General features: G+C 36.9%; 17 protein-coding genes. 12 read left to right on the forward strand and 5 right to left on the reverse strand.

Going from position 1 to position 16,175, the window contains the following annotated elements:
* Positions 1-39: 39 nt before the first annotated feature.
* The 7 genes from V7201_RS19585 to V7201_RS19615 all read left to right on the forward strand — a co-directional run bounded on the left by V7201_RS19585 (position 40) and on the right by V7201_RS19615 (position 6,436).
* Positions 40-573, forward strand: a complete 534-nt coding sequence (locus V7201_RS19585; RefSeq protein WP_335378448.1) for a sigma-70 family RNA polymerase sigma factor — start codon at positions 40-42, stop codon at positions 571-573.
* A 3-nt stretch (positions 574-576) separates the two neighbouring features.
* Positions 577-984 (forward strand): PadR family transcriptional regulator, encoded by a 408-nt coding sequence (locus tag V7201_RS19590; protein ID WP_335378449.1) that lies wholly within the window; start codon positions 577-579, stop codon positions 982-984.
* A gap of 7 nt (positions 985-991) precedes the next feature.
* The gene (locus V7201_RS19595; RefSeq protein WP_335378450.1) at positions 992-2,266 is read left to right on the forward strand and encodes an FtsW/RodA/SpoVE family cell cycle protein; all 1,275 of its coding nucleotides are present in this window, start codon (positions 992-994) and stop codon (positions 2,264-2,266) included.
* 319 nt (positions 2,267-2,585) lie between these two features.
* Positions 2,586-3,113 carry a YceI family protein gene (locus V7201_RS19600; RefSeq protein WP_335378451.1) on the forward strand — a complete coding sequence of 176 codons (528 nt, stop codon included), beginning with the start codon at positions 2,586-2,588 and terminating at the stop codon, positions 3,111-3,113.
* Between the two features lie 851 nt (positions 3,114-3,964).
* Positions 3,965-4,516 (forward strand): RNA polymerase sigma factor, encoded by a 552-nt coding sequence (locus V7201_RS19605; protein WP_335378452.1) that lies wholly within the window; start codon positions 3,965-3,967, stop codon positions 4,514-4,516.
* A complete protein-coding gene (locus tag V7201_RS19610) occupies positions 4,503-5,675 on the forward strand; it encodes a BsuPI-related putative proteinase inhibitor (RefSeq protein WP_335378453.1) in 1,173 nt (390 codons plus the stop codon). Before V7201_RS19605 ends, V7201_RS19610 begins: the two co-directional genes overlap by 14 nt.
* A gap of 209 nt (positions 5,676-5,884) precedes the next feature.
* On the forward strand, positions 5,885-6,436 hold the full coding sequence (locus V7201_RS19615) for a DUF3231 family protein (RefSeq protein WP_335378454.1): 552 nt from the start codon (positions 5,885-5,887) through the stop codon (positions 6,434-6,436).
* Positions 6,437-6,483: 47 nt separating this feature from the next.
* Here the strand turns inward: V7201_RS19615 and V7201_RS19620 are convergent, their stop codons facing one another.
* Positions 6,484-6,840 carry a GIY-YIG nuclease family protein gene (locus V7201_RS19620; protein ID WP_335378455.1) on the reverse strand — a complete coding sequence of 119 codons (357 nt, stop codon included), beginning with the start codon at positions 6,838-6,840 and terminating at the stop codon, positions 6,484-6,486.
* 22 nt (positions 6,841-6,862) lie between these two features.
* Entirely contained in the window at positions 6,863-7,618 is a 756-nt protein-coding gene (locus tag V7201_RS19625; protein ID WP_335378456.1) for a DUF2087 domain-containing protein, read from the reverse strand.
* A gap of 262 nt (positions 7,619-7,880) precedes the next feature.
* Here V7201_RS19625 and V7201_RS19630 point away from each other — a divergent pair, with 262 nt between their 5' ends.
* Complete coding sequence (locus V7201_RS19630; protein WP_335378457.1) at positions 7,881-8,417, forward strand: GNAT family N-acetyltransferase; 537 nt, start codon at positions 7,881-7,883, stop codon at positions 8,415-8,417.
* A 90-nt stretch (positions 8,418-8,507) separates the two neighbouring features.
* Here the strand turns inward: V7201_RS19630 and V7201_RS19635 are convergent, their stop codons facing one another.
* Positions 8,508-9,452 carry an aldo/keto reductase family protein gene (locus V7201_RS19635; protein WP_335378458.1) on the reverse strand — a complete coding sequence of 315 codons (945 nt, stop codon included), beginning with the start codon at positions 9,450-9,452 and terminating at the stop codon, positions 8,508-8,510.
* A gap of 260 nt (positions 9,453-9,712) precedes the next feature.
* Positions 9,713-10,528, reverse strand: a complete 816-nt coding sequence (locus V7201_RS19640) for a ZIP family metal transporter (RefSeq protein WP_335378459.1) — start codon at positions 10,526-10,528, stop codon at positions 9,713-9,715.
* Between the two features lie 569 nt (positions 10,529-11,097).
* Between V7201_RS19640 and V7201_RS19645 the strand changes: the two genes are divergently transcribed.
* The 4 genes from V7201_RS19645 to V7201_RS19660 all read left to right on the forward strand — a co-directional run bounded on the left by V7201_RS19645 (position 11,098) and on the right by V7201_RS19660 (position 14,958).
* Positions 11,098-11,820, forward strand: coding sequence for a phosphatase PAP2 family protein (locus tag V7201_RS19645; protein WP_335378460.1), 723 nt, complete (start codon positions 11,098-11,100; stop codon positions 11,818-11,820).
* Between the two features lie 359 nt (positions 11,821-12,179).
* The gene (locus V7201_RS19650) at positions 12,180-14,144 is read left to right on the forward strand and encodes an LTA synthase family protein (RefSeq protein WP_335378461.1); all 1,965 of its coding nucleotides are present in this window, start codon (positions 12,180-12,182) and stop codon (positions 14,142-14,144) included.
* A 256-nt stretch (positions 14,145-14,400) separates the two neighbouring features.
* Complete coding sequence (locus V7201_RS19655; RefSeq protein ID WP_335378462.1) at positions 14,401-14,553, forward strand: hypothetical protein; 153 nt, start codon at positions 14,401-14,403, stop codon at positions 14,551-14,553.
* A 96-nt stretch (positions 14,554-14,649) separates the two neighbouring features.
* Positions 14,650-14,958 (forward strand): hypothetical protein, encoded by a 309-nt coding sequence (locus V7201_RS19660; RefSeq protein ID WP_335378463.1) that lies wholly within the window; start codon positions 14,650-14,652, stop codon positions 14,956-14,958.
* A 63-nt stretch (positions 14,959-15,021) separates the two neighbouring features.
* On the opposite strand, the gene V7201_RS19665 is transcribed toward V7201_RS19660, so the two are convergent.
* A partial coding sequence (locus V7201_RS19665) for an alpha/beta hydrolase (protein WP_335378464.1) occupies positions 15,022-16,175 on the reverse strand: 1,154 nt, incomplete at its 5' end.

Raw genomic sequence — 16,175 nt, forward strand, 5'->3', positions numbered from 1 at the left:
ACAAGGCGCGTCGTCTATAAGTATGAAGGGGGAACAGATGTGGATGAATTAACAGCAGAGATGATTGAAATGGATCATGCCGATGAGCTTATAGATGAAATTATGAATAAATATGGGCAGGAGATTTTGCAGCTTGCTTTTTCATACGTGAAAAATAAAGAGATAGCTGAGGATTTAACACAGGAGATCTTTGTGAAATGCTATAGATCACTGCATACATACGGAGGGAAAGCGAAATTCCGAACCTGGCTGTGGCGGATTGCCTCAAATCATTGTATAGATTATTTGAAAAGCTGGTATAACAAAAAAGTCTTCACGACCGATTATCATCCCATCTATGATTCGGTTGAAAGTGACAGTGTGGAGAAGACCGTCATTCAAGATGAGGAAGATGGTCAGTTGGCCGCAGCTGTAATGGAGTTATCCCTCATTTATCGAGAAGTAATCTATCTGCATTACTTTGAAGAAATGACGATCAAGGAAATTTCCGCAGTCATTCAGATTAAAGAGAATACCATTAAAACTCGGCTTAAGAGAGCAAAGGAAATCTTGAAGGAAAGATTGGAGGCTTAACCAATGGAAAATCGTTTGCGTAAATTACGTAATTCTATGGAGAAATCCACCTTTGAAAAATTGAGTTTTTCCGATAAGATCCGGGAACAGGTGAAAGAGGAGATCCATACACCGATTGAAAATGAGGACGATGTGATGATTGCCATCCTTCAGCTCCTTCATCAAGAGAAGACTGGGTTTGAACTGACAAGTTTATTAAGAGCAAGAGGCATTAAGAAGTTTGAAAACGAGGAAGGATTTTTATATACCGTGCTGCACCGGCTAGAACAGAATCGTTTCATTCGTTCTGCATGGGATAATGAGGGAATAAAAACGTATGAAATAAATGATAAAGGGAAGAAGCTTGTGCGGAAGGCTGAAAAAAGTGTTGCAGCCAAGAACTTCAATCTTAAAGAGCTGCTAGGGGAGTGACTGGGAATTGAATGAAAGAAAAGCTCGCTTTTTAAATGAAGTGAAGAATCATATAAGTTCAAAGGAAGCAAAAGAGTTTGTTTCCTTTGAGCTGGAATATCATCTCATGCAAGTGAAGAAGGATTGGATTGGCAAAGGATTAAGTGAAACAGATGCAGAAGAAAAAGCGGTAATCCAAATGGGAAGTCCGGCTAAGTTAGGCCAGGAGCTAAATAAACTTCACAGACCCAGGGTTGATTGGTGGATGATCGGTTTACTTGCCATTACCATGGGATTAAGCTTTCTCCCGCTATTCGCGCTCAGGGATATGCTTGACGACAGCTATATACTTCATAAAATTGCCCATGTTATACTTGGCAGCATCGCTGCCGTGGGTATGAAGTTGATCGATTATCGAAAACTGGAAAAGAAGGGTTGGCTGTTTTATATGGGAGGAGTAATGCTTCTTCTTTTGATCACATACTTTCCAAACCTAATCATCAATGGGGTTGCTTATTTTAAAATTGGGTCCATTGAATTGGGAAGTATGATGGCTCTGCCATTCCTGTTCCTTTCCTGGGCTTCATTTTTCAATAATCCAAGAATCAAGATATGGCAGCACTCTATTTTGTTTATGATACCGGTACTTTTATTTATGGAAGTACCCAATCTTTCAGCAGTTTTTATCTATACCATTATGGTGTTCACAATGATGTGGTGGAGCAGGATTGGTAAAAGAACTGCGATGAGGATTACAGCCGTTTTACTAATTTTAATTGCTGCCTTTATTGCTATGGCTCTGTCCACTGCCAAAGAATATCAGCTTGCAAGGATTTTTGGTTTTTTAAATCCGGAAAAATACCCGGATAGCTGGGGTTATATGTACTTGATGCTAAAAGAGAGGTTCTTGACGGCCGGATGGTTTGGTCCTTCTGCTAAGAGTGAGTCGCTGCCATTTGAGCATACCGACTATGTCTTTGTAAGTTTGACGTATCATTATGGCTATGTATTCGCAATTGGCCTTTTACTCGTTTTAACCTTATTTGCAGCACGAATCCTTTTTATTTCGAACAAGATTTCAAATCAATACGGCATCTTACTATTAGTGGGCGGGTTGGCTCTTTACCTAATTCAATTTGTATATAATGTTGGGATGGTCGCTGGTCTTCTGCCGCTGACCTCAATGTCATTGCCTTTTATCAGCTATGGGTTAATGCCGACGATTTTCAATGCATTCATTATGGGAGTTGTGCTTAGCGTGTATCGAAGGAAGGATTTAACGACAAGCCGAGTTGAGGGGTGAGCAGATTTAGAATAAATTGATTGTTACCAAAGTGCATTGGTCTAAGCGGATCAATGCACTTTTTTAATGTCTTATTAAATCAAGGACAAGGTTTGCAGGATTTGTAAATAGAAAAAAGGGGTAAAAAATACCTGACAACAAACGTGGAGAATAAATATGAAAATCAATAAGAAGAAGTATTGACAATCAAAGGGAATGTATGATAAATTTATCTTGAAATAAAGATAAATTAATTCGAGATAAATAAAAGCACTTTATTTTTTTATCGAATTATCTCGAATTCGAGATTAATATCACTAATATTTGGGGGAATTGTAAAATGGCTAAATGGACAGTAGACCAATCGCACTCAGCAGTAGGATTCGAAGTGAAACACATGATGGTTTCAAAAGTAAAAGGTCAGTTTGATTCTTATTCAGCCGACGTGGAAGCGGCAGATCTAACAGATTTAACAACAGCTTCAATCGCTTTCAAAATTGATGTAGCAAGTATAAACACCCGTAATGAGGACCGCGATAATCACTTGAAATCAGCAGACTTCTTTGATGTAGAAAATAATCCATCAATTGACTTTAAATCAACAAGCATTACAAAAGAAGGCGACGACTACAAGGTTACTGGCGATTTAACAATCAAGGATGTAACAAAATCAGTAACGTTCGATGTTGAATTTGGCGGCAAAGGTACGAACCCATGGGGAGTAGAAGTGTACGGTTTTGAAGCTGAAGCAAAAATCAATCGAGAAGATTTTGGTCTTACATGGAATGCAGCCCTAGAAACAGGTGGCGTCCTAGTTGGCAAAGACATTAAGATTAAAGTTGAATTAGAAGTAAATCCAGCAGCTTAAATCCTTTAGAGTATTGGATAGTTTCGAAAATAATAAAGATACGTGAGAAACTAATCGGGGCATATCCGGTTAGTTTTTTTTGTGGTTCTAACAGCTCTTCTGATCTTAAAACCATCTATTTTTCAATTTTTGCTGTTTCTGTAAATAAGTAGCGTTCTTGGTGAGCTGTTTTTTCAATTTATGTTATTTTAGGTAACCAAGTATCTTTATTGGTGGACGAAGTGATACTTCTGTAGAATGCACATATACCTTTAATTACTAAGAGTTTCATGAAGGGAGTTTTATGGTTATGCAGCGAATAAAGTTTATGATAAATCATTTCCTAAAAGAGCCCTTATGGTTTAGAATACTAATCTCAACAACGTTGATTATTACAATAGTTTTTAGCAATTCATTTTTTGAAAGTACTGCTTATTTTCAAAGCTTTTCCAAATTAGCAGCAGCTATCTTCTTTTGTGCTTACGGAATTAAATTTAGGAGGAATTTTAAAATAGCTGTAGTCTTTTTTGTTTGTTCCATTATCTGTATTTACCTGTCCATCTTGACAATATATTAGTACTATCAAGGCATTTTGAGTTAGTTTAGCCGAGTGCGTTAACCCAGGAAGGATTAAAGCTATTTTTATCGAATTATTATTTGTGCTGAAGAAGTTGTTGATATTTCAATGAAAAAAATCAAGCTGCATTCTTGATGTTAACTGAAAAAGTGGAAAACAAAGGAGCCTGGATTTTCAAGCTCCTTATTTTTATTGCACTATAAAGGCTTTAATTTGGGTGTTTAACCAAATTTAAAATAAATCTTAATTGATATTTGAAAAAGTGAAATAAATGGTGAAGGGATTCGACTAATTTATGAGTGTAAAAAATCGGATGGAAAATGGAGTTGACCAGCTGATGATGAGTGACATAATTTCGGAGTGGTTTTATTTGTACAATAAAGATATATACCATTTTTTGGTTTATTATATCGGGTCAACAGATGTAGAAGATCTTGTACAGGAAGTTTATATCCGGGCCATTAAAGGCTTCGATACTTATCAGAAAAAATCAAGTCCAAAAACCTGGCTTTTTTCGATTGCGCGCAATGTGGGGATCGATGAAATCAGAAAAAGAAAGCGTGGTAGGGTGAAGCAAATGATTTGGTTGTCGGATGAGCAAACGAATAGTGAAACACCGGAGAGAATTCTCCAACTAAATGAAGATAACAAGCTGCTGTATCAAGCTATTCAATCTTTAAAAACAAACTATCGAGATATCATAATCCTTAGAGGCATTAAAGAATTCTCTGTATCTGAGACAGCATCCATATTAAATTGGAATGAAAATAAGGTTCGAATAACCTATCATCGCGCGTTAAAATCACTGCAGAAAATAAGGGAGGAATTTCTCAATGAAAAAGAATGAGGAATTTTGTGATTTAGAGCGAGAAATTCGATCATTACCAGACCCCGATTACAACAAACAGTTTACGAAAGATACCGAAAATAGAATTCATGATAACCTGATGCAATTTGCAAGTTCATACGAAAAGAAGAAAAGAAGATCCACAATTATGAAAAAGATTTCAGTAGGTATAGCGAGTGTTGCAGCCGCAGTGTTATTTGCGATTCTTGCTATTCCGCTAAATGAAGACCATCCATCTGATTCAAATGGTCAAGGGCAACAAAGTAATGAACATACAACGAAAGATGAAAACAAAGTAGACGATGATAAAGAGCCTATTAAAGATATTGAAACTGATGATAAATTAACGGATAGTATTCTTTATGAAAATACAGAATATGGATTCTCTTTTGCGCTACCAAATAGTTGGAAGGGATACGAGATTGTATCGGATACGTGGGAAGGAATCTCTAATGATCAGCAACAAAATGAAATAGTTGAAAATGGTCCATTGCTTTCAATTAGACATCCAGAATGGACAGAGGATAAACCTAGACAAGATATTCCGATCATGGTATTTACTCTTAATCAATGGTCCTCCCTTGAAAAAGAAGAATTTCATATTGGGGCTGCACCTATTGGGCCAAGACTGCTGGGTCAAAACAATCAGTATGTTTTCGCACTTCCAGCTAGATATAACTTTGCGTTTCCAGAAGGGTATGAAGAAGTCGAAAAAATTCTAGAGGCCAATCCACTTCAACCGATAAATGTAGAAAAAGAAACATCCAAAATGGATGAAGGATCACCAGATCAACTAAAATCCAGTATAATTCAAGTTGAAGGTAAGGATTATTCTTTCAAATATGTGGTCAAAAATAATTCATCACACCAAGTGAACCTTACGTTTAACACAAACCAAGAGTTTAACTATATTCTTTGGAGAAAAGATGCGAAAGGAACCATGGTTTATGATGATAGTAAAGATAAATCATTGAAACATGAATTTCATACAAAAACTTTAGAGCCAGGTCAAGAACTGACTTATGAGATTGAATTAAGTAACCATTATGAAGCAGCAACATATATTTTAGAAGTTTATCTGACTTCAAATGAACCAGAAGAGGGCAGTCCAACGAAATATCATCAGAATTTGGAGTTTACGATAACGAATGCGCAGTAGAGTATATCTTAAAAACAGATGATAGTACTTGCAATCGTTATTTTTAAAAAGGTTGTGTAAAAACCTATCGGTGTGCGTTGATCCAAGATGGATTAACGCTTTTTTTTGATTTCTTAATCAAATGGTGGAGGGGAGATGTACAAAGTGAATGCTCTTTATGGTTACATAAATTATACAGAATATGGAATGATAAAGTGAGGAGGTGTAAAATGTCCAATCCTTTAGAAGCAATTTGGAACATGCTAAAAATATCAATTGATACAATCAACGAACCTAAATCCCCTTTACATATCATTGAAGCAGGTGACGTTTGGACGTATCTTACTTTGATGGTTGAATTCATTCGGTATGAGGAAACGGGATTAAACACGACGACAGATGATGAAGTCAGAGAAATGCTAAACGATGTCATTCAATTATGTGAATCACAAGTGCAAAAGTTAAATGAATTTATGAAAAAAGAAGGTATTCCTCTGCCGGACGCAACAGCAGCGAAACCAAACTCAGATCCAAATGATATTCCTTTAGGCGTAAAGTTAACTGATGATGAAATTGCAAATGGTGTTGCATTTAAGTTAGTTACATGTTTGCAGGCGTGTTCAAAAGGACAAGCGGATTCGATCAGGGATGACGTGGGGGTCATATGGTTGCAATTTTATCTTGAATGGGCAATGTTTGGTTCAACATTAAAAACGCTCATGCGTAAAAGAGGATGGCTTAAGGTTCCACCTTATTATTATCCTCCTGGTTCACCAACATAACAAAAACCAACTCACTTCTTGGAGTTGGTTTTTGTTATGTGATGAACCTAACGGGATTTTTCTTTGTTATATCCGCGTTCCCCAAAGGGCTGCAGCTGTTCTATCCACTTATCCTCAAGTTCCTGCAGAGCTTCTTTTTCGTTATAATATGGTGTGTCTTTCTTGGTTAATAACTCTAGTACTTCAATATGGAAGGAGTCTTTCCCGATGTGCTTCCATTCTTCCTGCAGGTCTCTATTAAGATGTGTGCCTGTTTCAAGCTGGAATTTTACTCCGTTTAATGTTTTTACATTTCGTGTGGATCCAATAAAAATCTTTCCGTTCTGATTATTTTTTACCTGATATACGCCAGCTTTGACTTCAGTTTCTTTGAATAACTGTTTCATTTCTTTTTTACGATCCATCGTATTCACTCACTTTCTTGTGTCACCTTTTTAGCCAATATTGACTTCCATCCGGCTTTCTATCTAAAAAGCCATATTCGATTAAATATCTCCTGATTAAAACATAATCGGCATAAATTTCTTTTAAAAGCTGATTCATTTCTTTTTCCGTATAAACAGCATCGCTATCGATCCGTTTTATGATTTCACGAAGAACAATCAGCCGTTGTTTTTCTTTAGGAGGAAATTTCTTCAACCCTCCTGACAGTCCATTCGGTAAAAACTTTTTAACGATTTCTAGTTGTTCCTGATCCGTGATGGCGTAACGGTCGTCAACCATTTTAGCTGTGTTATGGGGGGGAATAAAGGCGGGAGCGTACTCGTCTTTTTCTCTTAGCAGTTCCATGATGGCCAGAAAGCTTTTGGCTTGCCGTTCTTTTTCTTTTAAAGCAAAACGGTGATGCCTGATCGTAGAGGCACTGCCAATTCCCATGTCACTTTGAACCTCTTTGTCACTTTTTCCCTCATAAAACAGACGAAGCAGCAGGTTCTGATGATCTGTAAGGCCAGTAAGTTTTTTATCAAGATTCAGTAAATAATCAAAAACCGACTGGTGTGAAACTTCGATATGAATACGCATATACCTTTCAGCTTCATAAAGTGTTCCTTCATGAGGATAAATAATTCCTTTTTCAATATTTTCACCACAAAGAAGACAAACAAATGTGTTTGAATCCTGAACATATCCTCGCTTAAGTTCTTCTAACGAAACATTCCATAAATCATTTGTGGTATTCATTTCACTAACACATCCGTTCAAAGTTTGTATTAATATAAACAAATCAATGAGAAGTTTATTATTGCTAAAGATAATGCATTATTAGTTATATGTCAATTGATTTAACAAACAATAATGAAAAATATTAGCCTTGATACAAACATAGGTAAGAATTGTTTGATGTTTGATCTATTTAGACTCTATTATTCTTAATTTTGGAAGGAATATAACTTGAAGTTGCCGAATAGTCAAAACGTAAGGGAATTCTATAGGAGGGATACAATTGTCAATTTCAAAAAATGTTGAAAGCTACATGGTTCGCACAGGAGTATTAAATGATGCAGAAGCTATTTTGAACATACATAAATCAGTCGTATCAGAAGGAGAGTACCTTATTTCACTTTCGGAAGAGTTTACTAAAACACCACTTCAGTATACAGAATGGGTACAGAGTGTTTTGGAGAATGAAAGTGAAACATTAATGGTAGCTGAAAAAGACGGTGAAGTTGTCGGGTGGATTGTGTTTGAAACTACCCAGAATAGAAGACGATTGTCGCATACTGGTACTTTCGGAATAATGATATGTGATAGACACAGAGGTAAGGGGATCGGCAGCATGCTGCTGGGGGCCTTATTAGATTGGGCAGAGAAGAATCCCTCCATTGAAAAGGTAAGTTTAGGAGTTTTCTCAACGAACGAAAGAGCAATATCCTTGTATAAGAAGATGGGGTTCCTTGAAGAAGGGCGTAAAGTGAAGGAATTTAAGATGAATGACCATGAATACGCTGATGATATTTTAATGTATAAATTCGTTAAATGATTTTAAAAGGTATTTTTCGTGTAAAAAAGCAGCGGCAATCAATAAGATCTGCCGCTGTCTTTGGTAAACTTAAAACCTTATTCACTATTTTTAGGCTTTCAAAATTCCATCAATTTTTTCTAGTATTTCATCAGGTATTTTTACTCCTGAAGCTTTAACATTTTCAGCAAGCTGTTCTGGTCTGCTTGCGCCAACTATGGCACTTGACACGTTTTGCTGCCTTAGGATCCAGGCGAGGGCCAGCTGTGATATTGTAAGCTCCACTTCATTCGCAATATCCTTCAATTGTTCGACCTTATCAAGATTTTGTTCTGTAAGGATATGTGACATGTTCATATTCTGTTGTGCAGCACGGCTTCCTTCTGGTGCAAGATGGCCTTTTTGATATTTTCCAGTAAGCACTCCTTGAGCAAGAGGGGAAAAGACTACCTGGCCGATTCCGTGCTTTTCGCTGACAGGGATGATTTCTTGTTCGATTTTTCGGTGTAGCATGCTGTAATTCGGTTGGTTCACCACAATCCGATCCAATAGTTTTTTATCTGCAAGATGTACAGCCTCTGAAATTTGTTCAGCCGTCCATTCGCTGACACCCAAGTAGAGGACCTTACCTTGTCTCACAAGATCATCCAAAGCTCGAAGTGTTTCTTCCAATGGTGTGTCGTTATGATAACGGTGGCAATAATAAATATCAATATAATCCATCCCAAGTCTCTTCAGGCTGGCATCACATTGCTCCATAATATGTTTGCGGGATAATCCTTGATCGTTTGGTCCATCACCCATCTTTCCAAAAACCTTCGTGGCCAGAACATAGGAGCTTCTAGGATATTTTTGTAATGCCTTTCCAACCACTTTCTCTGCTTCTCCCCGTATGTATACATTTGCAGTATCGAAAAAGTTAATTCCTGACTCGTAGGCTAAATCAATGGATGATACCGCATTTTGCTCTTCGACATATCCTCCATATGTAAGCCAGCTTCCAAGACTGATTTCACTTACTTTCAAACCCGAATTCCCAAGACGGCGATATTGCATGATAAATCCCTCCATATTTTTTTGAATTGATTCAATAATCAAACTATACAACAGGATAAAGGTGATGGTCTATCATTTTATTCGATAACCGAAATAATGTGAGGTTTTGGTAACCTTTTAAGTTAGCTTCTTTAGTGATAATGATAAAAAAAATCAATATTGCCGGTTCGGCAGCAAAAAAGAAATGCTCAAAGCAACAAAGCTTTGAGCATTTCTAACATTTTATCGTTCAATGTATAATCCTGCCCTATCTTATTTCTTTATCCCAGGGCGACATCAAGGATCATCATAATGGCAAATCCGAACATCAGACTTAGAGAGGCCAAATCGCTGTTTCCGTTCTCCTGTGAGCCAGGGATTACTTCTTCCGCAACAACGAAAATCATTGCACCTGCAGCGAAGCTGAGGGCATAGGGAAGGAGAGGCTCAATAAAAATAACTGACGCTGCACCTATGACCGCAGCTATAGGTTCAACCATACCGGAGAACTGGCCGTATAAAAAGCTTTTTCTCCTGGACATTCCCGTTGAGCGTAAAGGAAAGGATACGGCTACACCTTCAGGGAAGTTTTGAATTCCGATTCCGATTGCGAGGGCAATGGCACCCATCAATGTAGCGGATGGGAAGCCTGCTGCAACCGCACCGAATGCAACACCGACCGCCAAACCCTCTGGTATATTATGAAGGGTGATCGCCAGCACCATTAAAGTACTTCTTCTTTTCTTTTCAGGATGGATCCCTTCTGCCTTTTCCAATGATAAATTCGGATGCAAATGGGGCATCAATTTATCCACAACCATTAAAAATAAACCGCCAAGAAGAAAACCTGCAGCGGCTGGAAACCAGTTTGGCAGACTGCCGCCCCCGCCCATCTCAATTGCAGGTGCCAGCAGTGACCAGAAGCTTGCGGCAATCATTACACCAGCTGCGAGCCCCATCATACTATCCAGGAATTTCTGGTTCGGGTTCTTCGTTGTGAATACCAGGGCTGCACCGAGCGCTGTCATTCCCCATGTGAATAAGGTTCCAATCAGTGCCTGGATTACAGGATTCAACTCCATAAAAAATTCGAGCATAATGTCACTCCCTTATAGACCTGTTAATGTTACCAGACGAATTCAGGTTCTTTTTTAATGTATTATATTGCATCTGGGTGGGTGAATGTATTTTTATATATATTCATCTTTATGAGGTATAAAATGTATTCTAACATTAATTTGGTTTCCGCAAAGCTAAACATGTAAAATGTTTTTATTCGGTTTAGTATGATGCGAAGGTTGAACAGGCCAGCGGAAAAACAGAGCATAGTGATAATTAATAGAGCGAATTAATTAAAAATGCAACGGGTATAACTAAAAATGATTATGTTTAAATCCCTTCTTATTTCTTATTCGGCTCCGAATGAACCACTTTTAAATGGATTTGGTCTGAATACAAGGAGGAGTCGAGTCCGGTCCAGGGTCATCCAACACAAAATTTGGTGATCCTTTCTTGTTTCTGGGTGTGCGGGCAATTGGTGGTTCATCGGATGCAGCAGTCCAACGTTTAACGAATTCACTCCAGGGTATAGGCTAATGGGAGTTCGTCCAGCACTTAAGGTGGACACACCTTGTACGTGAATTTTTTGAGGAATGAGTGATACATCTTGAATAATACAGAGGAAAAAGTGAAAAAAGTAGGTTTTCCATTTTTGCTCATGGGAGCCGGGATTGTCATTTCGATTTTATTTATATACTTGTTTTCAGAGGTTGCAGAAGAAATGCTGGAACAAGAAGTAAAAGCGTTTGATGACTCAATTATTACCTTTTTTAGAAACATTTCAACACATACCCTCGACCAGCTGATGACCTTTGTGACCGAGCTTGGGTCGTTATGGTTTTTATCCTTGATGACGATTGTTACTCTTGTTACCCTCTGGATCAAAAAGAGAGATAAATGGGGAATGCTCTTTTTCTTAATTGGCATCGGAGGTGGAGGGCTTCTGACTAAGGTATTAAAAGTATATTATGCGAGAAGCCGGCCTTCGATTAATCCTGACATCGATGCGGTCGGTTATAGTTTCCCAAGCGGCCATTCAATGGGCTCGCTTATCTTTTATGGGTTCATTGCCTATTTTATCGTGCGTTCAGATATTTCCAAACCATTAAAATGGACTGTAGGTGTAATATCGGGCATATTAATTATCTTAATTGGAACTTCGCGCATTTATCTAGACGCTCATTATCCAAGTGATGTCATAGCAGGTCATTTAGCTGGAGCGATATGGCTGATTCTCTGTATCTTGAGCTTAGAATGGATCGCATGGCAGAATGTCAGCAATGTAAGGCCGCTCAAAGTTGTCAGGAAATTCATGGAACAGCGGTTTTGAGTATTACCCCAATCGATAACGCACTTAATGCAGTGCGTTTCTTTTTGGGTAAAATAGTTTTTACATAAAAATTCCAAATAATGTTGGACAACTATAGTTATTGAAATGGTTCTTACATTAGTATAATTAACAAAAGATTCATCAGTAAAAATTTGAGTTGTTACATGTTTCGTTGTATGATGTAACTTGTGGTTTAAGATAGATTAAAAAATAAATGTTTAAATTTATCCGCCAATCAGTCATATTTTGTTCATAATTAAGATGTATAATTTGCTTGGGGTTAAAGTAAAGCTAAAAATATGTTATAATGTATTTTATCGATTTTTCCTAAGCTTATTATTTGGTGAGAGGAGATTAGTATGGAAAAAATGAAGCTACTTAAAAAATTTGAAACTAGCAATATAGCATTTTTCGCTGTTGCGGTTATATTATTCTGGTTCAAAACATATGCAGCCTATCAAATGGAATTTAAATTAGGTATTGATAATAATTTGCAAAAGTTTCTGTTGGCGATTAACCCGCTTAGTTCTGCATTATTCTTTATAGGACTGGGTTTGCTTTCTGTAAAGCATGCTAAAAAGTGGATGATTGGAATCAGCTCTCTGCTGTCATTTCTTTTATACGCCAATGTCGTGTATTATCGATTTTTCAATGATTTCATTACCGTACCTGTTCTGATGCAGGCTAAATCAAATGCTGGGCAGCTGGGCGACAGCGCGAATTCCTTAATGTCCATAATGGATGTTTTTTATTTTACAGATACGATCATCCTTATTGTTCTTGCATTAACGGTATTTAAAAAAGCGGTATCGAAAAGCCGCAAATCCTATCGAGCTGTTCTTGCATTAGCTGTTGCAGTATTTCTGTTTAATCTTGCATTAGCAGAAAAAGACCGCCCGGAATTATTGTCCCGTTCTTTTGACCGAAATTACCTGGTTAAATATTTGGGGGCATACAACTTCACAATTTATGATGTCATTCAAAATGCCAAGGCTTCAAGCCAGAGGGCATTGGCAAGTGATAGTGATATTACAAATATCGAGAACTACAGAACAGCTAATTATGCAAAACCAAATCCAGAGTATTTTGGAAAAGCAAAAGGAATGAACGTAATCTATGTATCACTCGAATCATTCCAGAACTTCATGATTGATTACAAAATGCCAGATGGACAGGAAGTAACACCGTTTTTGAACTCATTAGCACACGATGGAAATACCTTCTACTTTGATAATTTCTACCATCAAACTGGACAAGGTAAAACATCTGATGCTGAGTTCCTGATGGAAAACTCAATCTACCCATTAGGCCAGGGCGCCGTTTTTGTGAACAAAGCACAAAACACATATCAGGCAACTCCTGCTATTTTGGGACAGCACGGCTATACTTCTGCCGTATTCCATGGAAACTATAAGACGTTCTGGAACAGAAACGTGATGTACAAAGCGCTTGGCTACAATGAGTTTTACGATGCCGAATACTACAATATGACTGAAGAAGACACAAAGAATTACGGCCTGAAGGATAAACCGTTCTTCAAAGAGTCAATGCCGATGCTAGAAGGCATGAAGCAGCCTTTCTACACGAAATTTATTAGCTTGTCTAACCATTTCCCATTTGAAATGGATCCACAGGATACTGAATTCCCAGCTGGTGACTATGGCGATCCAGTGGTGAATCAATATTTCCAGTCGGCTAATTATATGGATGAAGCGATTAAACAGTTCTTTGACGATTTAAAAGCGAGTGGTTTATATGACAATACCATCGTTGTCCTTTATGGAGACCATTATGGTATTTCTGAAAACCATAACAAAGCGATGACAGAAGTCCTTGGCGTTCCTGAAATTACACCAACGATTAATGCGCAGCTTCAGGAAGTTCCATTATTCATTCACGTACCAGGTGTTAAAGGTGGAGTTCAGCACCAGTATGGCGGACAAGTAGATGTACGCCCGACGGTACTTCATTTACTGGGAATCGATACAAAGGATTACCTTGAGTTCGGTTCAGACTTATTATCAAAAGATCACCGCAACTGGGCATTGTTCAGGAATGGGGATTACGTTTCACCTAACATTACACAAGTAGGCGAAAAATTCTACAATCCTGCAACGGGTGAATTATTGCCAAATCAAAATGATTATAAAACAATTATGAATAAGGTAACAACAGAACTTCAAATGTCCGACGAAGTGGTCACAAAGGATTTATTGCGTTTTTATACACCAAGTGGTTATAAACCAATTGATCCAAATGATTATCAATATTTAGGTCCTGACGGAAGCTCGAAAGAATCTGAAGGGAAGTCAACTGAAAAATAATAGAACAGTTGCAAAAAGTCACTCATTTAAGCGTGAATTCTCATACGAATTCACGCTTTTTTTTATAGGAAAAACAGGGATCAAGCTCTTTTTGGGAGTGAACGGGGAATAAGTCAGTTCCAAAGAGAAGATTTTCTCCCTTTTTATTGAGTTAAATATTTAATAAACAGGGCGGGTTAATTGAAAAAGGAAAAAATTGTGAACTTGAGGAATAAACATCTAAAGTAATTAGTTTTTGGTAAACGGAGGTTGTTAAATGGAGATAGTTTTAGGACTTGCTGGAAGCCTATTTATAATATTTATCATTAATTCCTTTTTATCTTTAGAGAAAGAATTAAAGAAACTTAATGGTACAAATGAAATGATAGTTGAGTTATTAAAGGAGATCAAGAAGGAGCAGTCCAAATAATGGGTGCTTTGATAAAGGCAAGATTAATTGCTTAGTTTTGCTGAAATTCTATCTTATTGAAGAAACGGGGCTGTTTAGTGGAAGAAGGAATTAGTGGTGTTGCTCTTGACAGCTTGTTCAGCTGAAGAGCAACCTAAGACATATTCAATAATTATTGTATCTGGAGAAGAAAACATAAGCGAGACATTTGCTAAATATGTTGAATTTCCTGTTATTGAATATGAGCATTTAACTAATCTGAAGACAGCACAAGAAAAATATCCAAAATACGATATCGATCGAGCACCAGCAATTTTAATATTTAGAGACAATGGAGCTGAATTAAAAAAGTTACAGTTAAAAACATATAAAATCGAAGAAGCGAAGAAATGGTTAGAAGACATCGATATAAGAAACTATAAATGAGCTATATATCATAATACCAAATAGCAAATAAAAAAATCATTCTTAACCTAAACTTATGCATATTTAAGCAAGCTCTTTCTTCACATCTATTAATATTTCTTCAATTAAGATTTTTTCAATTAACGCCGTATCATCTGGGTGAAAAATATGAGAAGATTTCTCTGACCAAATCACTCTTGGCTTTTGATTCATCTCCAGGCTATGAATGTATTCTAATAGTAGCTCAGAATGAACATGGACGTCCTTTCGACCATGAATAAAGGTTACAGGTACTTTTAGCCCCCTAATATCCTTTTTTACATTATAAGTGGGAATATCCTTAATAAATTCATCGGTATAAATAAGCTTATGTCCTTTATAAAAGGCATTTATAGCATCCTTAAATTGATAATCCTTTGATATTAGCATATCCAGGGTAATCTTAAACAGTCCTGGATGTTTCACTTTATGATCTGAGTAAATCATTGAGCTATACTTAATTTGATATTTACGTAATACACCCCATTGCTTATAGCTATTCACATATGGTGGTTCCCCAATAGAATGCAATTCTTTTAAACCTTTAACATCATTTCGTCTATTAGCCTCATCCTTAGCCCACTTAAAGCATAATTTATCGTTTTCTGTCCAACTAATAATCTGAGATATCCCCACATATGAATGTAATTTTTCTGGAGACTGATGAGCTAAGTAAATGCCAATTAGCGAGCCATATGAATGACCAACAAGATAAATCTTATCTTGGTTAAATTTACTTCTTAAATAGTCTACGAGCTCATCAGCATCATGAACATATTGCCGGAAATTCATTGTTTCCTTTGGAATATCATCATAATAAGACTTTCCTGTTCCTCTTTGATCCCAAAATACAACCGTATAATGCTGAACTAATTTTTTCGTATTCGTAACAATTGTATAATCCTTACCTCTCGATGATACACCAGGCAATGGCATGGAAGGACCACCATGTAAAAACAAAATAACAGGATTGTTCTTATTGTAAGACTGTATTAGGATTTGCTGTTTCACACCACCAATTGTAACTTTATCAATCTGGTCAATCCCCTCTGTAGGAATTTTATAATCAGGTTTATAAAAAAAATGAAACAACATGAACACCCCCTTATTTAAAATATACGACTTTAAAAATTGACCTATGTCTACTATACATTGACTATACTTAATTTGATAACAAAATTTTCCTATAAGTAATACTA

The organism is Bacillus sp. JJ1122, from assembly GCF_036964885.1.
GTDB lineage: Bacteria > Bacillota > Bacilli > Bacillales > Cytobacillaceae > Mesobacillus.